Source organism: Capsulimonas sp. (assembly GCF_039929585.1).
Lineage (GTDB): Bacteria > Armatimonadota > Armatimonadia > Armatimonadales > Capsulimonadaceae > Capsulimonas.
The window spans coordinates 1-22,747 of record NZ_JBDSQY010000109.1; the positions used below are offsets into that span (position 1 = coordinate 1).

A 22,747-nucleotide genomic window follows, 5' to 3' on the forward strand; every position below is an offset into this window, starting at 1 on the left:
GATGAAGTACGATCACGATGACCTGCGTAACGTTTTGGAGCGCTCTTCGGCGCGCAACACGGCGACGGTTGTGGCGGTCGGCGCCGTCGCCCGTCTGCTGCTGGCGGAGTTTGGGATCGTAGTCGCCTCACACGTCGTCAATATCGGCGGTATTAAGGTGAACGGCGACAATATCGATCTACGACAAGTCGCCGAGCTGTCGGAAGACAGCCCTGTGCGTGTTGTGGATAAAGACGCCGAGCAGAAGATCATTACGGCCATTGATGAGGCCAAGTACCGGGGAGATACCCTGGGCGGCACCTTTGAAGTCGTTGTGCTTGGGCTGCCGGTCGGCCTGGGCTCTTATGTTCATTGGGATGAGCGGATCGACGGTAAGCTTGCGCAGGCGCTGATGAGCATTCAGGCCATCAAAGGCGTCGAGGTCGGTTTGGGCTTCGGCGTCGCCGATGTTCCCGGCTCGCAGGTCCACGACCCCTTCTTCTACGAAGGCGGCGTGGATGCACACTTCCGGCGCAGCTCCAATAACGCGGGCGGAACCGAGGGCGGCGTTTCAAACGGCGAGCCGCTCGTGATTCGGGCCGCGATGAAGCCGATTCCCACACTGATGAAGCAATTGCCTTCGGTCAACCTCCAAACCAAGGAAGGCGTGCCCGCCTTCGCCGAGCGTTCCGATGTCTGCGCCGTGCCGGCGGCCTCCGTGGTCGGCGAGGCGATGGTCGCCATTGTGCTGGCCCAGCTGATGCGCCAGAAGTTCGGCGGCGACAGCATCGGACAGATGCGGGCGAGCTACGAAAGCTATATGCGGACTGTTGCGGATCGCACCGCGCAGCCGGTCGGATAAGTCGTTGCAACCATCTCCTCCCCAGAGAAACTTGGTGCTGATAGGGTTTATGGGCACGGGCAAGAGCGCCATCGGCCGAGCGATCGCTCGCGGCCTGTGCGTGCGCCATCTGGACACGGATTGCGAGATCGAACGCCGATTTCAGATGGACATCCCGCGCATCTTCGCCGAGCATGGGGAAGCGGCGTTCCGATCCGCCGAGCAGGATGTGCTGCGTCGATTAGCGCGGCGCGGCCCTTCCGGCGCTCCCCAGCCGCGATTGATCATTTCAACCGGCGGAGGGACGCCGATGCGTGAGGAGAACGTGGATTTGCTGCGTGAGATGGGGCAGATCGTCTGGCTGTCAGCGCCGATCGGCACTGTTTTGCAGCGTGTGGGAAGAAACCTCAAGCAGCGGCCGCTTCTCGCCGGGTATCAGGATAATCCACAGCAGCGGATCCGGCAATTGATGGCGGAGCGCGAGCCGCGTTACGCCTCGCTTGCCGACATCCGTGTCGACACCTCTCCTTTTGCGAGTCCCAAAGACGCAGCCGCCCATATTATTTCATTGCTAAGGCAGAATGAGGACCTATGAGGAAACTGAAGAACAAGTCGGATGTCAGCGCCGACATCACGGTGGACGCCCTGAAAAGCTACAACGTGCACCTGGATCTGGGGGCGCGCTCGTACGATATCCTGGTGGAGCGTGGGTTGCTGGCCCGGGCGGGACAGGAGATCGCGCAGCGTGTCGCGGGCGGAGACCCGGCGGGACGCGCCGCAGTCGTTATCACGAACCCCAAAGTCGAGCTGTATCATGGGAAGGCCGTCATGGACAGCCTGACCGCCGCCGGATTTCGTGTCGTGCCGGTCGTTCTCGCCGCCGGCGAGACCTATAAAACCCTTCAGACGGTTCGTCGTTTGTATAAGGTCTTCCACGCTGAACAGCTGGATCGCCGCGCGATTGTCGTGGCGCTCGGCGGCGGAGTGATCGGTGATGTCGCCGGCTTCGCGGCGGCGTCGTACAACCGGGGACTTGACCTGGTGCAGATCCCAACAACGCTTTTGGCGCAAGTCGACAGCAGCGTCGGCGGCAAGACTGGCGTTAACTTCGACAACGCGAAAAATCTCATCGGGGCTTTCTATCAGCCGAAACTCGTCCTCATCGATCCGGACACTCTGCGCTCACTTCCGATCCGCGAGCGGCGCTCCGGACTGGCTGAGATCATCAAGTATGGTATAATTTACGACAAGCCGTTCTTTGATATGCTGGAGCGTGAGGTGGGATCGCTGCTTCGTCTTTCATCGAATCAGCTCGAATATGCGATCTCTCGGTCTTGTGAAATTAAGGCCCGGGTTGTCGAGCAGGACGAGCGTGACGAAGGCTTGCGCGCCATCTTGAACTATGGACACACCGTAGGGCACGCGCTGGAGTCGATTACGCACTACCGTGTTTACCGTCATGGCGAAGCCATCGCCATCGGCATGGTGTCCGCAGCGCTGATCGGTGAGGAACTGGGGCTTTCGTCGTCGTCGGACACCGATGCGATCATCCGTATCTTTACGAGCGCCGGTTTCCATGTCCATATCGGCGAAGAGATCGCTGTCGGCGGCGTGATGCGGCTGCTGTCATGGGACAAAAAGGCTGTGGACGGCACGGCGCGCTTTGTATTGATGGAAAAATTAGGCAGGGTAACGCCCGGTCACAATGTCCCGCCGGATGTTATCCGACGCGCGCTTGAACGCCAGCAGGCTCTGTGAGGCCGACCCTGTGAAAACTTCGCTTCCGCCGATCGCCGACATTGCTTTGTCTTTCTGGGTTCTGACGGTCGCCGTTGTGTATTTTGGCGGATACTTTCTTCCAAATTCCATCGGCCTCTGGACGGGACACACCGTGGTCGTTTATGCGGTGATGCTGCTGGCGGCGGTGGCCGTGCTGGCGGCGAAGTTCCTGGCGGCTTCGGACGACAAAAAACGCAGCGCCGATTCCGACATGTCGGACTGAAGGAGAGCTGTCCTCTTGGCCGCTGAAGTAATCAACACGCGCTACGAAATCATTGAAACGATCGTTCCGTCCGACGGAGGCGCGATCGCGACGTACAAAGCGCGCGACATTCGTGAAGGCCGCGTCGTGGCTCTGACCGTTGTCCCCGCCTCGGCAGCGTCCGCCGTTCCCGATCTCGCGCCTCGCCTGCGGGAGGCCGCTGCGAAGCTCACGAGTTTGAGCTCCCCCAGTATCTCCCGCATCACCTCGGTGGAAAATGACGATCCCAGCGGCGATATTGTGCTGGTTGGAGATTATCTGCGCGGCATCACGCTACGGGAGCGTATCCGGCGCGTAGCGCCGTTCTCCCAAGGCGTCGCCACAGACATTGCGATCGCCATCTGTGAAGCGCTCGTCGCGGCGCACGCCGCCGGCGTGGCCCATGGACATCTGACGCCCGACAATGTCATTCTCAGCCCCGAAGGGGAGATCAAAGTTGGTGGATTTCAGACGTCAGGACTTTTGAGCCTCGTCGCTCCCGACGGAGATACCCCTTACCAGGAGCGCGGCGCTCCCAGCGTCCCGTCCCCTTCCTCCGATATTTACTCGCTCGGGGCGATGCTATTCGAAATGCTGACGGGGAAATCTCCGCAGCCGGCCGGCGCGCCGCCCATTTCTCCTCGAAGCTTGAACTCCGCCATTCCGCTTGCTCTGGACGGCGTCACACTGAAAGCGCTTCAGCCTTCCACTGGAGCGCGCTATGGCGCCGCCTCCAAGATGCTGGCGGATTTGGTGCTCATCCGCGACGCGATCAAGGCCGGAAAGCCGCTCACATGGTCGCCTTTGGATGACAAAAAGCCCGCGGCGGCCGGTTTCTCCTTTTCGCCGCGGCAGGCTGCTGTCGTCCCGGCGGCGAGCGGATTGCTTGAGGAAGCCGCAGAAGAATTGGATGAAGAACGCATGCGTAAGGTGGAACGCGAACCGGCGAGCGCGCTGAGTGTGGCCCTCTGGGTACTTTTTGCCGTCGTCATCCTGGGCGTTCTTGGCCTGGTTTGGTCCGCCAAGAATTTCTTGAATGTGCCCAGCGATGTCAGCGTTCCCAGCCTGATCGGCAAGACCGTGGACGACGCTAAGGTTCTGGCGACGCAGCAGAAATTCACGCTCGTGGAGGGCGGCGCCGACTTCAGCACGAAGTGGCCGGAGAACCAAATTTATTCGCAGAGCCCGGTTGCCGGCACGATGATCAAGGAAAACAAGACGGTCACGTTTTACCGCAGCAAGGGACCGCGGCTGCTGACAGTGCCCGACCTGGTCGGTCTGACTCAGGAGCGCGCTGTCCGCGCTCTGCGTGAAGCCAGCCTTCCCGCCGGAACGGTGGCGGAGCAGTTCAGCGAAACGGTGGCGGCGGGCGTCGTCATCAGCCAGACGCCGGAAGCGGGCGGAAACGCCCCGCGTTACACCGCCGTCAACTACATCGTTTCCAAAGGCAAGCAGCCGCCAGATCTCATCGGCAATCTGCAGGCAAATCCCACCGGACCCACCACGGTGGACGTCACATGGAACAAAGCCGCGCGGGCAACGTCCTACACCGTCTCTCGCGTGGATGACGGAACTCTCAAGGTGATTGCCCAGGGGCTGACGGATACGAAGTACTCCGATACGGGGCTCAGTCCAGACACCTCCTATTCGTATCTCGTCAATGCGATCAACTCCGTGGGCGAGTCCGGCCAGAGTGAGACAGCGCTGGCGATCACTCCGCCGAAGGTGGAGACGCCACCGGTGATGGGCAATGTCGATGTGGCGCCCGCAGATAGCAACGGCGCCACGGACATTACGCCGCCCGACGCCAATCCCTCGGACACGACGGCAGGCGCCGATCCATCTCCAGCGCGTATGCGGCAGTTTACGCTCGCGTTCCGGATGCCCCGCCGTCCGCGCGGCTCTCGTCATGTCCAGTTTGAAGTACAGGATGCTACGGGGACAACGTTGGTGTATGACGAAACGCATAGCGCCGGCGACCGGATCAGCGCGCCGGTCACCGCCTTTGGCAACAAGATCATTTTTCGGGTTTTTATCGACGGTAAGCTCGTCAAGCAGCAAACATTATGAGTATCAAAATCGCGCCGTCCATTCTTTCTGCGGATTTCGGAGCCTTTGCCGACGATGTCCGTGAGCTTTCCGAAGCGAAGGCCGATTATATCCATATCGATGTGATGGACGGGCATTTCGTCCCGGTGATCACCTTCGGGCCTCAGCTGGTTTCGGCCATTCGCCCGGTAACATCGACCCCGTTCGACGTCCATTTGATGATTGACAGCCCGGAGCGTTTCGTCGCTGACTTCGCCAAGGCCGGAAGCAATATGATCACGGTGCATCCCGAAACGACCGCGCATCTGCACCGGCTGATCCATCAGATCAAAGACCTTGGCGCTCGCCCCGGCGTGGCGCTCAACCCGGCCACACCCATCAGCTCCATCGAATGGGTGCTGGGCGACATCGACCGCGTTCTGGTTATGACGGTAAACCCCGGCTTTGGCGGCCAGGCCTTTATTCCAGAAATGCTCCAGAAGATTCGGTCGCTCGCGGAGCGCCGCGCCTCGCTAGGGATGCGATTTGAAATCGGAGTGGACGGCGGCGTGAATGCGGATACCGCGCCGCTGGTGGCGCGGGCCGGGGCCGATGTTATGATCGCGGGGAGCGCCGTTTTCCATCATCCCGAAGGGGTGGGGGCGGCGATGGATGAGCTGCGGCTGAGCGCGGCGGCGGCCCGCGCGTGACGACGCGTATTCTGCTATGCATTGGCCTTGTCGCAGCGGCGAGCTATGGGGTCTACGAGATCCGTTTCTGGCGTACGAGCGAAGGGCGCGAGATGATCACGCCGCGTCAGCGTCGTTTGCGTTCGATCGGATTATTTCTTTTACTTGCGGCGATGGGGCTTTGGCTGGGCGGAACTTACTTGGCGATTCCGCACAAGCAGGGGAAAGTGGCGACCCGCACGGAGCGCGCCGCAGCCCTGCGCTATTTAGCGTACTGGACGCTGACGGCCCTGACGGCGATTCCACTGATTCCTATCGCGCTGATGGACGCCCGCGCGAACATCAAGCAAGTGCAGGGCGATGTTCTCGAAATCGCCGAAGAGCGCCGGCGGCTCAAAGAGGAAGCATCTGGTTCGCTTCCACCGGAGGATTGACGTGACGTCTCCTCAGTCTCCGCTTTCTTTTCGTTCTGTTTCCGATCCTCACGAACGTGTCATGGGGCGAGCCCTGAAGCTCGCGTCGCGCGGCCGCCACGCCAGTCCCAACCCGATGGTCGGGTGTGTCCTCCTTTCTCCTGACGGCGCCATTGTCGGCGAAGGCTTTCATCCGCGCGTGGGTGAGCCGCATGCGGAAGTGTGGGCGCTCCGTTCCGCCGCGCCGGGAGCTGCCGCCGGCGCAACCGCCTATGTCACGCTGGAGCCCTGCTCACATTATGGCCGCACATCGCCGTGCGCGCTGGCGTTGATTGAGGCGGGTGTTTCCTCGGTTGTGATCGCCATGCTGGACCCCGATGCGCGTGTCGCCGGGCGCGGCGTTCAAATCCTGCGAGACGCCGGGGTATCCGTCACCGTTGGATTGCTGGAGGAGCAGTCGCGGGCTTTGAATGCAGCCTACCTCAAGCACCGGACGACGGGATTGCCATGGTTTGTGCTCAAGACGGCGGCGAGCTTGGACGGGAAGATCGCGACCCGGAATGGCGATTCCCAGTGGATCACCTCACCCACGGCGCGCCGCGCCGCGCATCGGCAGTTGCGCGACCGATGCGACGCCATTCTGACCGGGGCAGGAACCGTGATTGCGGACGATCCGTCGCTGACGACACGCCTCGGCGCGCGTTCGGGGCGCAATCCGTGGCGGATCGTTGTTGACAGCACGGGGCGCATCCCGCTGGATTCGAAAGTCGTTCGGCAGTCCGTCGAAGATGGCCGGACGATCATTGCAACGACTGAACAATGCAGTCTTGAGCGCCGGGAACTATTTGAACGGTCAAACTGTCATATATTATTATGTCCGTCCGATGAGAGTGGCCGCGTCTCTCTGCCAGGTCTCGCGGCTTCTCTGGGAACTCGCGGGGACATAATTGGTGTTTTAATAGAGACAGGCGGACAATTGGCCGCTTCGGCTTTGACTGCTGGAATTGTCGACCGCTGGACCGCGTTTATTGCCCCGAAGGTCATCGGAGGGGATGCGGCGCCTGGTCCTATCGGGGGATTGGGAGCGGCGAGTATGGCCGGCGCGCAAAAATTATCGGAATGGAATTTTCGGCGATGTGGTCCAGACATGGTGATTGACGCTCGGATTTGGTAGAATAAGAAGTAATAGTGATCGGCTTGGGAACTGAAGGAGTGCGCATGTTCACAGGAATTATTGAGGAAGTCGGAAAGGTGGCGGCGATCGAGCGCGGGGCGAACTCGGCTCGGTTTACGATCGAAGCCCATGACGTCTTACAGGACGTCCGTCTCGGCGACAGCATCACCGTGAACGGCGCGTGTCTTACCGTCGTAGCGCATACGGACGCCACTTTGGAATTTGATGTCGTTTACGAGACGATGCAGAGAACCGCATTCGGAGATCTTGCGATCGACGATCAGGTCAACATGGAGCGAAGCCTCGCCGCGAACGGCCGGTTCGACGGCCACATCGTGCAGGGACATGTCGATGGCACCGGAACGATCGCCAGCATCCGGGAAGTCGATAACTCGTATTATGTCTACATTAAGCCGCTGCCGAGTTTGATGCGCTATATCGTGCGCAAAGGCAGCATTGCGGTGGACGGGATCTCCCTGACTGTTGCAGACGTAGACGATAAGATGTTCTCCGTCGCGATCATTCCCTTCACTATGGAGCATACGAACTTCGGCGCGCGCCGCGCCGGCGACGTGGTCAACCTGGAAACGGATATCATCGGCAAGTATGTGGAGCGCCTGGTCAGCGGCGAGCACGGCCGTCCGGAAGCGCCTCCGCGTAATGTGGAGAAACCTTGGGATGATCGCTCGCTGATGAGCACGACCGCAACTTACCAGGAATAAAAAGAATAGCAGAGTTATGGAACACGATACCACGTTCGATACGGTGGAAGATGCGCTGACGGATCTTCGCGCCGGCAAGATGATTATCCTGGTGGACGACGAGGACCGGGAGAACGAGGGCGATTTCGTGATGGCGGCGGAGCATATCACGCCCGAGGCGATCACGCTCATGACTCGCCGCGCCAGCGGCATCATTACCGTCCCCATGCAGGCCGCGCGTCTGCGTGAACTCCAGCTGGATCTGATGGTCCGCGAAAACAGCGAAAGTATGAGCACGGCGTTTACCGTCACGGTGGACGCCCGCGAAGGAACCTCCACCGGCAGCAGCGCCGCCGATCGCGCGCTCACGATCCGCAGGCTCGCCGATCCCTCGGCGCGCCCCGCCGATTTCAATCGCCCTGGACATGTCAACCCGTTGATGGCCCGTAAGGGCGGCGTGCTCAAGCGCGCCGGCCATACCGAGGCCGCCGTCGATCTGATGCACCTTGCGGGCCTTCAGCCTGTCGGCGTAATCTGCGAGATCATGGGCGACGGTGGCGACATGGCGCGCCTTCCCGAATTGCGCGAGCTCGCCAAGCAATACGATCTCAAATTCATCACCATCGCCGATTTGATCAAATACCGCCGCCGCACCGAGAAATTGGTGGCCAAGGTCGCTCAGGCGCACCTGCCGACCAAATACGGCGAGTTTGAGATCCATGGCTACGAGACGGAGGTCGAACCGACTCCGTATGTCGTCCTGACGATGGGCGATATTTCGGACGGCAAGGATATCCTCGTTCGTATCCATTCCTCCTGCCTCACCGGCGATCTGCTCGGGTCTTTGAAGTGCGACTGCGGCGACCAGCTGCATCTCGCCTTGCAGAAGATCTCCGAGGCGGGGCGCGGCGTTCTGCTCTATATCGAGCAGGAGGGGCGGGGCATCGGCATTGTGAACAAGATCCGGGCCTACGCCCTTCAGGACGAAGGAGCGGACACCGTGGAGGCAAACGTTCGTCTTGGCTTCAAGCCCGATTTGCGCGACTACGGCATTGGCGCTCAGGTCCTGGTCGATCTGGGAATCAAGCGTATCCTGCTCATGACCAATAATCCGACCAAGCTTGCCGGATTGGAAGGTTATGACCTGGAGATCGTGGATCGTATTCCGCTGATCGCGGAGCCGAATGAGGCCAGCCGTAAGTACATGGATACGAAGCGGACGAAGATGGGGCACCTGCTCGACGACGCCGCCGACCTTGTCACCGCCATCGAGCCTTAATTCCTCAATCGAACTCAAGTTTGGATATCGCCGCAAATTTTCTTGCCGGCTGTGAACCTTTTCCAGAAAGTTTGCGTATTATGAAAACATACAGCGGCGATTTGATCGGGACCGATCTGCGCATTGCTATCGTACTGAGCCGGTTTAATAACTTCATCGGCGACCGTCTTTTGGAAGGCGCGCTCGATACTCTTTACCGTCACGGCGTGGCGGAGGAGAATGTCGAGCTGGCCCGGGTTCCGGGCGCTTTCGAAATTCCGGTGGTCGCACAAGAAGTTGCAAAAACGGGTAAGTACGATGCGGTGATCTGTTTGGGCGCCGTGATACGCGGCGCAACGGCCCACTTCGACTATGTCGCGGGGCCGCTGGCGTCCAGCCTGGCGTCGATCGGTCTGGCGACCGGCGTTCCGATCCTATTCGGAGTGCTGACGACCGACACGATAGAGCAGGCCGTGGAGCGCGCCGGTACGAAAGCCGGCAACAAGGGGGCGGATGTCGCCCTCGCCGCCATCGAAACGGCGAATGTATTAAAACAAATACGCGGTTAGTCTTCTGACATCAGGCGGCTAACCGACACTCAAGATACGATCAGAGGAAACGATGAAGAAAACTTTATCTTATCTGTCCGTCTTTGGAATCGGCGTCATCGCCTGTGGATTGGGCCTCAAAGCCGTCTCCGGAGTCAACAACGTCCCTTTCTTTTCGAACGATAATCAAAACAAAGAAGCCGTACTCACGGCGCTCAATACTTCTCCTTCGCCAGTCCGGCACTTCACCGGCGACAGCGTTGTGGCCGATGCGGCCGCGAAGCTGGAGCCGGCGGTGGTTACCGTCCACACGCTCGGAAAAGTCGTCCAGCAGGCGGACAATCCGTTCGGTAACGACCCGATGTTCCGCCAATTCTTCGGTGGCGGCGGCGGCCAGCCGCAGGTGCAGCAGTCCAAGGGCGCCGGTTCTGGCGTCATCATCAGCCCGGACGGCTACATCCTTACCAATAACCATGTCGTTCAGGATACCGAGCGCGTGACTGTGAATGTAGGCGACAAGGGATATGACGCCAAGGTGATCGGTAGCGACTCCATGACCGATATCGCCGTTGTGAAGATCGATCCTAAGGGCGTGAAGCTTCCGACCGCTGAACTCGGCGACTCCGACGCACTCCGCACCGGCGACTGGGCGATCGCCATCGGCAACCCCCTGAATATCGGGACCACGGTTACCCTGGGCATCGTTTCCGCGATCAATCGTACGGGGCTGAGCGCCGAAGGCCATTCGCTGAATTCCGTGATCCAGACCGACGCCGCGATCAATCCCGGCAACTCCGGCGGCGCTCTGGCGAATATCAACGGCCAGGTCGTCGGCATCAATGAGGCGATCTATTCGCCCACCGGAACCAATGTCGGTATCGGCTTCGCCATCCCGATCAACGCCGCGAAGAAGATCGCGTATCAGCTGATCAAGGAAGGCAAGATCGTTCGGCCGTACCTCGGCGTCGCTTATGCGCCGCTGAAGGAGCTTCCGGCCCAGGCGCGCAAGCAAATGGGGATCACGGTGGATGGTGACGACGGCGTCGTCGTGCAGAGCGTCCGCCGCGGCTCTCCCGCCGCGTCCGCCGGCTTGCAGGTGTACGATGTGATCCTTCAGGCCAATCGCCGTAAGATTGGGGACACCGCCGAGCTGAACACCATCATTCAAAGCTTGAAGGTCGGCGACACGCTCGCGCTGCTCATCTCCCGGGACGGTCAGTCGCAGAACGTCACCGTCACTCTGAAGGAGCGGCCGCAGGACTTCGACATGCAGCAGATGCGGCGCCAAACCGCGCCGCAGCTGGCGCCCGACCAGGGACAGGATCCGGATCAGCAAAGCCCCTTCTAACAGAGTTGGGTTTTACGAAGGCCACAGCGATTCGCTGTGGCCTTTTTTATTTGGGGATTGGGTACAATACCGGCACATGTGCGACATTGCTGAATTGATGAATCATCTCTGCCGCCGCGCGGTGGAGATCGACAATGCTCAGGCGCTGCTTGAGGAATTGAGCGAAGCGACGCTGACGGCCACCGGCGCCGATCGTGGTTTTATCGCCGTAGCCAACACGGATACGGGAGAGCTTGCGCTGATTGCAACCTCCGGCGAAGGCTGGACGGATGAAATCCGGGCGCGCCGTCTCAAGATTGTGGACGCCGCCAAGCCCGCCGCCGACGGCAGCCCGCGCAACGGCATCACCTCTCATGTCGCCGCCTCCGGAAAGCCTTATATTACGGGGAATGTCGACGAAGACCCGTATTACTTCGCCTTCTTTGACGATGTGTGCAGCGAAATCGCCGCGCCGATCCTCGACGGCAACGGCCACACGCGCGGCGTTATCAACCTCCAGAGCTTTCAGCAGAACCACTTCACGCCCCAGCATCTTCTGATCGTTCAGGCGGTGAGCAATCTCGCCGCGATGCGTCTGATGATCGATGGCTATCGTGTGCGTGAAACAGCGCTGGTGGAGATCGGCAAGGACTTAAGCGCGATCGCGGACGCGACGCAGCTCACCCAGCGCGTGGTCGATGTCGCCGCCGAAGTGCTGCGCTTTGAAGACTGTTCGCTGTTCGTGCTGGACAAAGACAGAAACCATCTCGTGCTGCAAGCATCCCGCGGCGGTCTCGCCGATCGCATTGGCGAAGCGTCCTATCCGCTGGGCGAAGGGCTCACGGGGTGGGTCGGTAAGCATGGCGAAGCCATCCGCACCGCGAAGCCTCAGGAAGATCCGCGCTGGCAGGGGCGTTTCCAGGAGTTTCCCTCTCAGGACATCGGGGCCTTTTTGGCTGTTCCCATTTACGGTCGTCACGGCGTGCTGGGCGTCCTGCGTGTGCTGCGACGCAAAAGCGTGGCGCCCTGGTTTCGCCGCGAGTTCACTGACGACGACGAGACCGTGCTGATGACGATCGCGTCGCAGCTTGGCGCGGCGATTGAGAACGGCCGGATTTTAGACCGTCTGGTCAACACCGAGCGCATGGCCGCCTGGGGCGAGATGTCCGCGAAGGCCGCGCACATGATCGGCAACCGAACCTTCGCCATCAAGGGCGATCTCAACGAATTGGAGTATCGGCTTTCGGAGTCAGAAGATCGGCGAGAGGACTTTCGGGCGCTGGCCGAAGGCATTCGGCGCGGCATCTTCCGTCTCGAAGAGATCCTGCAGGAGTTCCGCGACTTTGTCCGCGCCACGCAGATCGCGCTCACGGAATGCGATCTGAATGAGATCATCCGGCAGTGCGTCGATGAAAGTTTCCCCAAACGCAGCCAAGTCCAATTGGAGATGAGTCTGGCCGAGAACCTGCCGCCGGTAATGGCGGACGCCCCGCGCCTCAAGCGCGCCTTCTCCGAGCTGATCGAGAACTCCGTTTCCTTCCAGCCCGACGGCGGCCGTCTGATTGTGCGCACGTCTCTGGCCGACCATCCCGACGCCCTGCAAGCCGCCCGTCTGCCGCGCGCGCGCCAGTACGTTCAGGTGGAGTTCCGCGACACCGGCCCTGGCGTTCCGGACGACATCAAGCCGCACATCTTCCGCCCGTTTTACACCTCAAGGGCTCGCGGTATGGGGTTGGGCCTGTCAATCGTCAAGGGGATTTTGGAAGCGCACCGAGGCAACATCGTTGAAGTGGGCGAAGCCGGCGAGGGCGCCGACTTCCTTGCCTTCCTGCCCGCCAAAACGGATTAATGATGGGGCGCGCACCAACGCCGTTTCCATTCCATGCGCTCGGCTACCGGTGCAACCCGTTTCGAGTGCTGTCCGACGAAGAGTGGGGCGAGATCGCCCTGCTTTCCGAGCCCACGCGCACGGCCCTCGCCGGCAATTCCCACGTACAAATCCTTGGGCGGCGCGGGCGTGGTAAGAGCACCGCTCTGAGAGGCTTCGTTCACGCCGTGCGCGCCTCTGGAGCGTCAGTGGCCTACGAGTACATTCCGCCCAGTCAACACAAATTTCTGACCTCGCTGGATGGTCTGGAGATTTTTGCTCTCGACGAAGCCCAGCGCCTGTCTCCCACCGAATGCCTGCGTTTGGCTTCCGCCGCTAAAAGACAGGGGATACGGCTGATTCTTGGCAGCCACGCCGACTTCCGATTCTTCCTCAAGCCGCTTGTCACCGTTTCGCTGGATTCACCTAACCCGGAACACTTCGCCGCCGCCTTGCAGCGTCGTCTGGATTACTTCGCCCTGCCGGATGAGTTGCGCGCCGCGCTCTCACCCGAAGCTTTGCGCTGGCTGATCGATCGCTATCGCAGCGATCTGCGCGGCGCCGAGAATTTGCTCTACGAGGCTTTCCCACGATTGGACGGGCCGCGTCCGCTCACGCCTGTAGATCTTCAGCAGGCCGTCACGGCGCTTCCGGCGGGTGGGGGAGGATTTGGATCGCTGCTCCCGCTGCTGTCAGCCGTGCGGCGATGGACTGAGCGTCCTCAGGAGCCGCATTCTCCAGCAGCACCGAAGGAGCCGCATTGATTATGTCCTGGATCTCCTGAAGACTAAGGCGCGGCAGCTCCTGCCGCATCGCCTGCATGACCTGGTTTTCACTGCCAGTCACCCCGTGCAGTACGATATCCACGCTGCCCCGCGCCTTTTGCGGCGCGGCGAATGGCGGAGGAGTATTCACAGGCATCGGCGTTGTGGGAATAGTGTGCGCTTCGTTCGGAGCCGGGGCGCTTGCGGGCGTCCCCGACACGCCTGTCAGGATGAATGGAAGCGCGCCGCGCGGGTTGACTTTCCATGGGACATCCACGTCCACGGCGACCTCCCAGACGATACTCACATATTTGCCCGAATAGCTCCAGGGCGACTGCGGCAGCGTGAATTGAAATGGAATCTGAACCGGCGTCCCATTGGTCAGCCGCCCTTGGAAGATATCCTCTTTTTGCGCCACTCCCGTTTCGCGCTCACCGCGTCCTTCCGTGCGCCATTGCAGGGTCACCCACAGATGCCGGCATTCGACATCGGCGTTCGGAGTCACTGTGACCAGTCCTCGCACGACTTGCCCCGCTCGGAACGTCGGCGGTGGGGAGAAGGGCTGCCCCTCATCAAATGTCATTTCGATCTTTGCAAACGCCATCGTTATTCCTCCACGCGCTCCGGCGCGACCATAAATACAAACTCATCTTCATACGCCGGCCATCCGGCCAGCGTTACTTTTGTCTGGATCACCCAATGCAGGCGGTTCTTTCGTCCTTCGAAACTGTGCATGGCGTCGGACGGGATCTGAACTTCCCATTGCCGCTCTATTACTTCTCCAGTATTCTTCTGCATGGGACCATACGAATGCATATGGATGACCGTGCTCTCCGTCTCGGTGGTCGTATCAGTGCCTCGTGTCTCGGTCGCCCATTCCCGGAAAACCAGCGTGAGAGTATGGTCCAGAATGGAAATCGGGGAAACCGCCGTTTGACGACTGAATATGATAAATCGTTCGCCGACGCGCGGCTTATCCACGCTGAGAATGACCTCGGCTGGGCTGATTTTTCGCAAGACGAGAAAAGGCTTAATACTGATCCAAAGAAAACCGAGGGCAATCGCGGAAAATGGGACTGCGAACAGCAGGAGCAGCGGATCCGTGAAGAGCGCATAAATGAACATCACGACGCAGGCAATAAGCCATACAATCGCCACTTTCAGGTGCAGGGAGGCTTGAATGTTCTTTGTGGACTTCAGCGGGACGCTCATAGGCTTTTTCTCCAAGGGGTGGTTGCGTCGCCGAAATCAACTCATGGAAGCCGGCGCCACCGTAAACACAAACTCTTCCTCGTAAGCGGGCCATCCGGCCATCTGAACCTTTGTTTGAAGCACCCACCGCAGGGCGTTCTTGCGGCCTTCGAAACTGTGCATGGCGTTCGGTGGGATCTGGATCTCCCAGCGGCGCTGATTGACCTCGCCGGGCCTTAGCGTCATGGGGCCGTACGAGATTTGGTTCACCGTGATATCGTCCGTGACCGTGGTGGTGTCGGTGCCGCGCGTGTAGGTTGCGGACTCTCGGAAGATCAGTGTGATCGTGTGATCCAGGACGGAAACGGAGGATTTCGCCGTCTGCGTATAATCGACCAGGAACTGTTCACCGATGCGCGGCGCTTCGGAGCTTAAAACAACCGCTGCGGCCCCGATCTTTTGCGCGGCGAGAATAGGCTTCAGGCCGCTCCAAATCATCGCTCCGCCAATTGCGACGAACACGCCGCCAAACAAAGCGAGTGGGGCGAAGGTCAGAAGCATTGGGATGGTCATCGCGAGGCTGCCGAGGGTCCAGATGATCCCAAAGATCAGCATGCATCCGGCTTGTGATGATGTTGTGGATTTCAGTGGTGGGTTCAAGTTATCTCCTTTATACCATTGGACACGGAAAAGGCGCGTTTGTTGCGGTCGCCATCGACTTTTGCCCGCCTGCTCGCTTCACAACTCGGAGGCGTCAGGTATAATGCGAGCATGTGCCGAATTTTGATTGTGGACGACGAAGTGGAAGTGCGCGAGGCCGTGCAGCGGCGGCTGGAGCGGGAAGGTTACAAGGTTCAGGTCGCTCCCAGCGAAGGCGAGGGAATCGAGCGGCTGAACGACGCGGAAAAGGCGTTTGACATCGTCATCACGGATATGAGCATGGAGGACCAGGAGTCCGGTATTCGTATCCTGGAGGGCGCCGTCGGGCGCGATGTATTTACCGAGGTGATCGTGCTGACGGCGTATGGCAATGTCGCTAACGCTGTTGAGTGTATGAAGCGCGGCGCGTTCGATTACGTCGAGAAGAATATGCCCGGGGTGGATGTTTACGAACTGCTTTGCCTGAAGGTGCAGCAGGCCGTGGAGCGGCGCCGCTCCGCCGTGGACACCGTGCGCCGGCTTGAAGCATTCACAAAGACCCGGGGCGTTTAGGAGAATAGAAACGGTTATGACATGGATCACCAGGGAGTCGCTGCAGAACTGGGAAGAGTCGTCCCGCCGCGAATGGCTGGTGACCAATGGAATAGGCGGATACGGATCGGCGTCGCTCGCCGGCGCGAACACCCGCCGCTATCATGGACTGCTGGTTCCCGCGTTTGAACCACCGCTCGGCCGAGCCGTACTCTTCTCCAAAATCGAAGAAGAAGTCCGGATCGAGGATGAGCTTTATCTGCTCAGCGCCAATAAATATCCTAGCCTGATTCATCCACAGGGTTATCGCCATCTCGTGGACTACACCCCCATCCCTGTTCCCACATTTACCTACGTTTTTCACGAAGATACCGTCGTGCTCGAAAAGCGGATCTGGATGGCGCATGGCGATAACACCGTCTATATCCAGTACTGTCTTATTAAGGCTCCTGAGTTCATCAAGCTTGGCCTTGTGCCGCTGATGGCTTACAAAGATTATCACACCGAGCAGCATCGCTGGGAGGGCTTCCATGGAACGACTACCATGGAGGCCGACGGGAGACTGAAGTTCGTCGCCTTCGACGAAGCGCACCCCCTGTTCCTGCACTCCGATCCGCCCTACGCCTTCAGCGACCACAGCGGGTGGTTCTACAACTTCGAGCATTCTCGTGAGGCCGAGCGCGGGCTGGACTCCACTGAGGATCTCTACTGCCCGGGCCGGTTCGATGGAACCTTGAACGTGGGAGATACGCTGACTATTATCGCCACGGTCGAGACCACGCCGCCGGCCGCGCCAGATGTCGCGCTGGCCGCAGAGGAAAAGCGCCAAGCCAAACTGCTGATGGACGCGGGCCTCGAGCCGGGCGCCGACGCCGCGCGCGAAGCGCTCACGCTCGCCGCGGATCAGTTCGTGATCCCGAAGACCTCGAAAGTCTCCCGCGCGACGATCATTGCCGGCTATCCCTGGTTCACCGATTGGGGCCGCGATACGATGATTGCGCTGCCGGGCCTGTGCCTGACAACGCGTCGCTTCGATGTTGCCCGCCAAATCCTGGCGGACTTCGCCCACGCCACGCGCGACGGCCTGATCCCGAACCGTTTTTCGGACGGCGGCGGCGAAGAGTACAACACGGTCGATGCGAGCCTCTGGTTCTTCCACGCCGCGCACCAATACGCCGAGCTGTCTGGAGATTGGGTGTTCGCCGCCGAAGAACTGCTTCCCGTTCTAGAAGATATCCTTCGGCATCACATTGCGGGCACGGATTTCCAGATCAAAGCCGACCCTGCGGACGGTCTGCTCAGCGCCGGCGAGGCGGGCGTACAGCTGACCTGGATGGACGCGCGGGTGGGGGATTGGGTGGTGACGCCGCGCACCGGCAAGCCAGTCGAGATCAACGCCCTCTGGTATAACGCACTGCGGGTCACGGCGCTGATTGCCCAAAAGGCCGGCGACGACGCTAAAGCCAAAGAATACGAAGACCGCGCCGCCGTCGTGAAGGCGAGCTTTAAGGCCGCCTTCTGGAACCCGGCAATGCACAGCCTCTTTGATGTCATCAATCCCGACGGCCATCCGGACCCATCCCTGCGCCCCAACCAGATCTTCGCCGTCAGCCTGCCCTTTGCCGTAATCGAAGGCGAGGATGCGGCGCAGGTCGTGGACGCCGTCGAACAGGCGCTTCTGACGCCCTACGGCCTCAGAACACTCGCGCCCGGCTCCCCGGATTACAAACCCCACTATGGCCCGGGCGACCAGGGTGTGCGCGATGGCGCTTACCATCAAGGGACGGTTTGGCCGTGGCTGATCGGCGCGTTCGCCGAGGCGCATCTGAAGGTCCACGGCGACAAAGCGCGCGTCCGTGAGATCATAGAGCCGCTGCTGGCTGAAGGGCTGCGCTGCTACTGTGTTGGCTCCGTACCCGAAATTTTTGACGCCGAAGCGCCATTTGCTCCCAACGGCTGCGTCGCGCAGGCCTGGAGCGTCTCCGAACTGCTGCGCACGCTGGCGGCGGTTTCTTAAAAAGCTTTCCCCTGGCCGCTGAACTCTCGGGCCAGGGGAAGATCCACCATCCCCATCATTCTCAAAGAGGACATGCGTCGTGGCAATTTACGAACACTTACAGCATTTTGACGGCAAACCCGTCGTGGACTGGGAGCTGGGAACGCCCCTGACCGGCCCGGGTGAAACGGCGTATCGAATCAGTATCTCCTGGGAGGAGCACGAAGCGAAATCTCAATGGACCGATAAATTCGCGCAGTTCCTCACGGAGCCGGGTGTGGAAGAGGTTACGGCGCTGATCGTCGGCCCCTGGGAGGGCGCGATGGAATCGGACGGAAGTTCGGAAGCCGCTACGGAGGCCATTGTCGCGGCGCGCGAGCAGCTTCCCAATCTGAAAGCGGTGTTTGTGGGCGAAATCCTCGCTGAAGAAGCCGAAATCTCCTGGATCCAGCAGTCTGATCTCTCGGCGCTGTTCAATGCCTACCCCCTGCTGGAAACGTTTTACGCGCGCGGCGGCAATGGGCTGCACTTAGGTTCGCCGACGCACGATCATTTGAAGACGCTGGTGGTGCAGTCGGGCGGATTGGACGTAGAAGTCGTGCGCGAAGTGGCCGGGGCGTCCCTGTCGGCGCTGGAGCATCTGGAGCTTTGGCTGGGAACGGAGAACTACGGCGCCACGACGACCGTGGACGATGTGCTGCCGATTTTGAACGACAATCTCTTCCCGAGTCTCAAGTATCTGGGGCTTTGCGACAGCGAGATCGCCGACGCCATCGCCGCCGCCATCGCGACTGCTCCGATTCTGGACCAGCTGGAAGTGCTGGATCTGTCGCTGGGAACGCTGAGCGACGAAGGCGCGCTGGCCTTGATCGCCGCGCCGTCCATCGGCAAGCTGAGGAGCCTGGACATCCATCATCATTACGTCTCCCCCGAAGTTGTCGATCAGCTTCTGGCCCTGCCGGTCTCCGTGGACGCGACTAGTCCCGAATCCGCTGCAGATGAAGACGATCGCTACGTCGCCGTCTCCGAATAGGAGTGTGTTCCTACGTCATCGTCGGCAATCCCGACAGTAATCGGATCGACTTCTTCCAGCAGGCTCTTGAGCGGCTGGAGTATCCTCCCGCCCGCATCGCCGCCTGGGCGGATCTGCTGGAAGGCCGTACGTGTCTTCCGAAGATCGTGCAGGCCGGCGACTGCGTGCGCATCGAGTCGCCGGGACGCGACTTTGATGTGGAGCGATTGCTTCTGGCGGCTGGCGCCGCCGAAGCGCCGTCCGGGGAAAGGCTCTCGGAGGTCGAAGCCCGTAACTTGCTCTTCGAGCGCGGGCGGATCTGGGTTCCTTATCAGTGGTATTTGGGACTGCGCCTCGCGCTGCGCCAAATCGAAGATCAGCTGGCGGAGTGTGAGCCGCACCGTCTGACCAACGGTCTGGCCGAGATCGGCGTGATGTTCGATAAGGCGCAAACGCACGCGCGTCTCTGCGCGGCCGGCGTTCCTGTTCCGGAGTCGCTGCCCGATGTGAGATCGTATGGGGATCTGACCGAGAAGCTGCGCAAAGCGGGGTGGGGGCGGGTGTTTGTCAAGCTCTCGCATGGCTCCAGCGCCTCCGGCGTCGTGGCGCTGCGCACCGATGGACGCCGCACTCAGGCGACCACGACCGTCGAAATGGCGCGATCGAATGGAGAGCTGCGCCTGTACAATTCGCGTCGTCTCAAGGTCTATGAGGACGCCAGCGAAATCGCCGAGCTGATCGATGCGCTTTGCCGCCATGGCGTCCATGTGGAGCGCTGGCTGCCGAAAGCCGCCCTCAACGGCGCGAGCTTCGATCTGCGGGTCGTGACGATTGGCGGCCGCGCCCGGCACACCGTTGTCCGTCAAAGCCGCAGTCCTATGACGAACCTGCACCTGCTCAACACACGCGGCGATGTCGAAGCCGTGCGCGCTCGAATGGGCGCCGCCGCCTGGGCGCAGGCGATGGAGAGCTGTGAACGCGCCGCCAAGTGCTTTCCAAACAGCCTGCACGCCGGCGTCGACCTGTGCATCACGCCCAGCTTTCGAAGCTGGGCCGTTTTGGAAGTCAACGCCTTCGGCGACTTGCTGCCCCGCGTGCTGCACGACGGCATGGACACTTATGAGGCGGAGATAAGGTGCGTAGAACGTGAAAAGCCTGGCGAATTATGTATTTTGCCAAATTAATTGCGTAAATGCCCAGATAGCCGGCGAATGAATTCGCGGCTAAAAGTACGGTCATCCACCTGCGTGGATTTCGGAGCCTACGGCACAAATGTCTGAACCCGCGAAGGCGGGTGACCGTACTTTTAGCCGCGAATTCATTCGCCGGGCATCCTTCATTCGCCGGCTGCTTACGCGTGGCGATTACGCTATTAAATTGGCGAAATACATTAATCACCGGCTCTCTTTGTGGCGGTTGCGCGCTAAATTGGCTCCACGAATAAACCACTAACCGTTCTGAAACTCTGGGTAATTGTTATGATCGACGCCAACGCGCTTGTCGGAACGCACGATATTCTCTTTATTACGCTGGATACTCTGCGTTATGATGTTGCTTGTCAGGCGCTCGCCGAGGGTCGCACGCCGAACCTTGCCGCCCTGCTTCCCAATGGGAAGTGGGAGGAGCGCCATTCGCCGGGCAGCTTTACCTACGCCGCGCATCAGGCGTTCTTTGCCGGTTTTTTGCCGACGCCCTCAGCGCCCGGAACGCACAAGCGCCTGTTCGCCGCCGCCTTCGCCGGCAGCGAGACGACGGGGGAGACCACCTGTGTTTTTGAGACCCCGGACATTGTCAGCGGTCTGACACGGCGGGGATACCAGACCATTTGTATCGGCGGCGTCGGCTTCTTCAATCAGCGGACGGCGCTGGGGACCGTGCTGCCTGGCCTCTTCGCGGAGAGTTACTGGAGCCCGGCCATGGGGGTGACGGATCTGCGCTCCACCGAGCACCAGGTACGATTCGCCTGTGAGCGGTTAGGCAAAGTTTCCCCGAGCGACCGCGTGTTTCTGTTTCTCAATGTGTCCGCGCTGCATCAGCCGAACTGCGGTTATGTTCTGGGCGCCGTGCAGGACACGCTGCAGACTCAGGGCGCCGCGCTGGCGTATGTCGACAGCCAGCTGGCTCCGCTTTTCACGGCCATGCAGGCGCGCGGGCCGTCGCTGACGATCATTTGCTCCGACCATGGCGTGGCTTACGGCGAAGAGGGCTTTGTCGGCCACCGCGTCGGCCTGCCCGTTGTCTGGACCGTGCCCTACGCCGAGTTTGTCTTGCCCGGAGATGCTCGCTCGTAGGGTAGCTTTTTTATGCAGGCGCTCCTTTTCGTCGTACCGGCCATAAATGACCGGCCTGCGGGGAGCCCCCTCAAGGGGGCTAAGAGGAAATCCCAGGTTCGATTGTCAGGACGACAAACCAACCAGACATACGATTATTGGATATTGTTCAGCCCCATTCATGGGGCTCTCTTTCAGGCCGGTCATTTATGGCCGGTACGATGACCCGGAGTTCAAGCAAGACCATGATCCCCACGCTCGCCCAAATGCTGCTGGACACGCCCTATGTCGGATACGCCTACTCCTACCCGCATAAGATGGCGTATCGCACCCTGGACCCGCCCATTCCCTTGCGGGATCTGTGGGCGCCTGAGCGCCGCGACGCTTTGTTTCTTTATCTGCATATCCCCTTCTGTGAGATGCGCTGCGGCTTCTGTAATTTGTTTACGACCGCTAACCCCGCGGCGTCAATGGAGCGGCAGTATCTCGATGCGCTGCGCCGGCAGGCCCTGCGTGTGCGCGATGCGCTGGGGACATTTCAGATCGCGCGTGTGGCGATCGGCGGCGGCACGCCGACCTATTTGGAGCCAGACGACCTCCATGGTCTGTTCGATCTGACCTCCGAGCTGTTCGGCGTCGAACGCGGCGTTCCGACTTCCGTGGAGACATCCCCGCGAACCGCGACGCCTGAGCGTCTGCAAGCGCTGGCGGACCGGGGCGTGGACCGGGTGAGTATGGGCGTGCAGAGCTTTATCCCGGCGGAGGCCGCCGCCGCCGGGCGTGGACAGGAGACGGACATGGTCGCTCGGGCGCTGGACACGATCCGCGCGGCGCGCATCCCCACGCTCAATCTCGACTTGATCTACGGCCTGCCCGGGCAAACCGTGCAAACATGGCTATATTCTCTGGAAGTCGCGATGTCCTATGCGCCCGAAGAATTATATCTCTACCCTCTTTATGTCCGGCCATTAACGGGGCTAAGCCGCGTGGAGCGCGAGCGCCAGGATGTGCGTCTCGCCTGCTACCAAGCGGGCCGAGACTTGCTGCTGTCCTCGGGTTACACGCAAGTCTCCATGCGCATGTTCCGGGCGGCGCATGCGCCGGATACGGCGACGCCCGGGCCGGTTTACTGCTGCCAGGACGACGGCATGGTCGGCCTGGGCTGCGGCGCCCGTTCATACACGCGCGACGTGCATTACTCCCGAGAATACGCCGTGGGCCGCACCAGCGTCAAGGGCGTGCTGCAAGACTATTTAGCCCGTCCCGACGCCGCTTTTGACATCGCCGATTACGGCGTGCGCCTGACGGACGAAGAACAGCGGCGACGCTATGTCATCAGCACGATCCTGCAATGTGACGGCCTGGATGAAGCGGCGTACCGGGATCGGTTCGGTGCGAGTGTTTGGGATGATCTGCCCCAGCTCGCCGAGCTGGAGCCGCTGGGGCTGGCGACGCATGGGAATGGGCGGCTGACGCTG

General features: G+C 60.6%; 22 protein-coding genes. 19 read left to right on the forward strand and 3 right to left on the reverse strand.

Annotated elements, in window-relative coordinates; all coding sequences use genetic code 11:
* The 13 genes from aroC to ABIZ35_RS07740 form a co-directional block, all read left to right on the forward strand.
* Positions 1-841, forward strand: an 841-nt coding sequence (gene aroC, locus ABIZ35_RS07680; RefSeq protein ID WP_348219296.1) for a chorismate synthase, incomplete at its 5' end; no start/stop codon positions are given.
* Between the two features lie 4 nt (positions 842-845).
* Positions 846-1,415, forward strand: a complete 570-nt coding sequence (locus ABIZ35_RS07685) for a shikimate kinase (protein WP_348219297.1) — start codon at positions 846-848, stop codon at positions 1,413-1,415.
* On the forward strand, positions 1,412-2,578 hold the full coding sequence (aroB, locus tag ABIZ35_RS07690; protein WP_348219298.1) for a 3-dehydroquinate synthase: 1,167 nt from the start codon (positions 1,412-1,414) through the stop codon (positions 2,576-2,578). The genes ABIZ35_RS07685 and aroB overlap by 4 nt, the downstream gene beginning before the upstream one ends.
* 10 nt (positions 2,579-2,588) lie before the next feature.
* Positions 2,589-2,822 carry a hypothetical protein gene (locus ABIZ35_RS07695; RefSeq protein ID WP_348219299.1) on the forward strand — a complete coding sequence of 78 codons (234 nt, stop codon included), beginning with the start codon at positions 2,589-2,591 and terminating at the stop codon, positions 2,820-2,822.
* A 15-nt stretch (positions 2,823-2,837) separates the two neighbouring features.
* The gene (locus ABIZ35_RS07700; protein WP_348219300.1) at positions 2,838-4,910 is read left to right on the forward strand and encodes a PASTA domain-containing protein; all 2,073 of its coding nucleotides are present in this window, start codon (positions 2,838-2,840) and stop codon (positions 4,908-4,910) included.
* Positions 4,907-5,578, forward strand: a complete 672-nt coding sequence (gene rpe / locus ABIZ35_RS07705; protein WP_348219301.1) for a ribulose-phosphate 3-epimerase — start codon at positions 4,907-4,909, stop codon at positions 5,576-5,578. Before ABIZ35_RS07700 ends, rpe begins: the two co-directional genes overlap by 4 nt.
* Positions 5,575-5,991, forward strand: a complete 417-nt coding sequence (locus tag ABIZ35_RS07710) for a hypothetical protein (RefSeq protein ID WP_348219302.1) — start codon at positions 5,575-5,577, stop codon at positions 5,989-5,991. Before rpe ends, ABIZ35_RS07710 begins: the two co-directional genes overlap by 4 nt.
* A 1-nt stretch (position 5,992) precedes the next feature.
* On the forward strand, positions 5,993-7,144 hold the full coding sequence (gene ribD, locus ABIZ35_RS07715; RefSeq protein WP_348219303.1) for a bifunctional diaminohydroxyphosphoribosylaminopyrimidine deaminase/5-amino-6-(5-phosphoribosylamino)uracil reductase RibD: 1,152 nt from the start codon (positions 5,993-5,995) through the stop codon (positions 7,142-7,144).
* A gap of 44 nt (positions 7,145-7,188) precedes the next feature.
* Complete coding sequence (locus ABIZ35_RS07720) at positions 7,189-7,866, forward strand: riboflavin synthase (RefSeq protein ID WP_348219304.1); 678 nt, start codon at positions 7,189-7,191, stop codon at positions 7,864-7,866.
* 16 nt (positions 7,867-7,882) lie between these two features.
* On the forward strand, positions 7,883-9,124 hold the full coding sequence (locus tag ABIZ35_RS07725; RefSeq protein ID WP_348219305.1) for a bifunctional 3,4-dihydroxy-2-butanone-4-phosphate synthase/GTP cyclohydrolase II: 1,242 nt from the start codon (positions 7,883-7,885) through the stop codon (positions 9,122-9,124).
* 80 nt (positions 9,125-9,204) lie between these two features.
* Positions 9,205-9,672: a 6,7-dimethyl-8-ribityllumazine synthase gene (gene ribE, locus ABIZ35_RS07730; protein WP_348219306.1), complete on the forward strand. Its 468-nt coding sequence runs from the start codon at positions 9,205-9,207 to the stop codon at positions 9,670-9,672.
* Positions 9,673-9,724: 52 nt separating this feature from the next.
* Complete coding sequence (locus ABIZ35_RS07735) at positions 9,725-10,999, forward strand: trypsin-like peptidase domain-containing protein (protein WP_348219307.1); 1,275 nt, start codon at positions 9,725-9,727, stop codon at positions 10,997-10,999.
* 76 nt (positions 11,000-11,075) lie between these two features.
* The gene (locus ABIZ35_RS07740; protein WP_348219308.1) at positions 11,076-12,827 is read left to right on the forward strand and encodes a GAF domain-containing protein; all 1,752 of its coding nucleotides are present in this window, start codon (positions 11,076-11,078) and stop codon (positions 12,825-12,827) included.
* Positions 12,828-13,484: 657 nt separating this feature from the next.
* On the opposite strand, the gene ABIZ35_RS07745 is transcribed toward ABIZ35_RS07740, so the two are convergent.
* Genes ABIZ35_RS07745 through ABIZ35_RS07755 form a run of 3 tightly spaced genes read right to left on the reverse strand, consistent with a single transcriptional unit; the run spans position 13,485 to position 15,460 of the window.
* A complete protein-coding gene (locus ABIZ35_RS07745; protein ID WP_348219309.1) occupies positions 13,485-14,213 on the reverse strand; it encodes a ribosomal protein L7/L12 in 729 nt (242 codons plus the stop codon).
* 2 nt (positions 14,214-14,215) lie between these two features.
* Entirely contained in the window at positions 14,216-14,821 is a 606-nt protein-coding gene (locus ABIZ35_RS07750) for a hypothetical protein (RefSeq protein WP_348219310.1), read from the reverse strand.
* A gap of 36 nt (positions 14,822-14,857) precedes the next feature.
* Positions 14,858-15,460, reverse strand: a complete 603-nt coding sequence (locus tag ABIZ35_RS07755; RefSeq protein WP_348219311.1) for a hypothetical protein — start codon at positions 15,458-15,460, stop codon at positions 14,858-14,860.
* 111 nt (positions 15,461-15,571) lie between these two features.
* Here ABIZ35_RS07755 and ABIZ35_RS07760 point away from each other — a divergent pair, with 111 nt between their 5' ends.
* From ABIZ35_RS07760 to ABIZ35_RS07785, 6 genes are all read left to right on the forward strand, one after another.
* Complete coding sequence (locus ABIZ35_RS07760; protein ID WP_348219312.1) at positions 15,572-16,012, forward strand: response regulator; 441 nt, start codon at positions 15,572-15,574, stop codon at positions 16,010-16,012.
* A gap of 16 nt (positions 16,013-16,028) precedes the next feature.
* Positions 16,029-18,008, forward strand: a complete 1,980-nt coding sequence (locus ABIZ35_RS07765; protein WP_348219313.1) for an amylo-alpha-1,6-glucosidase — start codon at positions 16,029-16,031, stop codon at positions 18,006-18,008.
* Positions 18,009-18,087: 79 nt separating this feature from the next.
* Positions 18,088-19,020, forward strand: a complete 933-nt coding sequence (locus tag ABIZ35_RS07770; RefSeq protein ID WP_348219314.1) for an STM4015 family protein — start codon at positions 18,088-18,090, stop codon at positions 19,018-19,020.
* Between the two features lie 2 nt (positions 19,021-19,022).
* Positions 19,023-20,183, forward strand: a complete 1,161-nt coding sequence (locus ABIZ35_RS07775) for an STM4014 family protein (protein WP_348219315.1) — start codon at positions 19,023-19,025, stop codon at positions 20,181-20,183.
* A 294-nt stretch (positions 20,184-20,477) separates the two neighbouring features.
* Positions 20,478-21,290: an STM4013/SEN3800 family hydrolase gene (locus ABIZ35_RS07780; RefSeq protein ID WP_348219316.1), complete on the forward strand. Its 813-nt coding sequence runs from the start codon at positions 20,478-20,480 to the stop codon at positions 21,288-21,290.
* Between the two features lie 200 nt (positions 21,291-21,490).
* A partial coding sequence (locus ABIZ35_RS07785) for an STM4012 family radical SAM protein (protein WP_348219317.1) occupies positions 21,491-22,747 on the forward strand: 1,257 nt, incomplete at its 3' end.

Coding starts and splice junctions, on each gene's coding strand:
- aroB (WP_348219298.1), top strand. CDS start 1,412: ATGAGGAAACTGAAGAACAAGTCGGATGTCAGCGCCGACATCACGGTG.
- rpe (WP_348219301.1), top strand. CDS start 4,907: ATGAGTATCAAAATCGCGCCGTCCATTCTTTCTGCGGATTTCGGAGCC.
- ABIZ35_RS07720 (WP_348219304.1), top strand. CDS start 7,189: ATGTTCACAGGAATTATTGAGGAAGTCGGAAAGGTGGCGGCGATCGAG.
- ABIZ35_RS07725 (WP_348219305.1), top strand. CDS start 7,883: ATGGAACACGATACCACGTTCGATACGGTGGAAGATGCGCTGACGGAT.
- ribE (WP_348219306.1), top strand. CDS start 9,205: ATGAAAACATACAGCGGCGATTTGATCGGGACCGATCTGCGCATTGCT.
- ABIZ35_RS07735 (WP_348219307.1), top strand. CDS start 9,725: ATGAAGAAAACTTTATCTTATCTGTCCGTCTTTGGAATCGGCGTCATC.
- ABIZ35_RS07740 (WP_348219308.1), top strand. CDS start 11,076: ATGTGCGACATTGCTGAATTGATGAATCATCTCTGCCGCCGCGCGGTG.
- ABIZ35_RS07745 (WP_348219309.1), bottom strand. CDS start 14,213: ATGGCGTTTGCAAAGATCGAAATGACATTTGATGAGGGGCAGCCCTTC.
- ABIZ35_RS07750 (WP_348219310.1), bottom strand. CDS start 14,821: ATGAGCGTCCCGCTGAAGTCCACAAAGAACATTCAAGCCTCCCTGCAC.
- ABIZ35_RS07760 (WP_348219312.1), top strand. CDS start 15,572: ATGTGCCGAATTTTGATTGTGGACGACGAAGTGGAAGTGCGCGAGGCC.
- ABIZ35_RS07765 (WP_348219313.1), top strand. CDS start 16,029: ATGACATGGATCACCAGGGAGTCGCTGCAGAACTGGGAAGAGTCGTCC.
- ABIZ35_RS07780 (WP_348219316.1), top strand. CDS start 20,478: ATGATCGACGCCAACGCGCTTGTCGGAACGCACGATATTCTCTTTATT.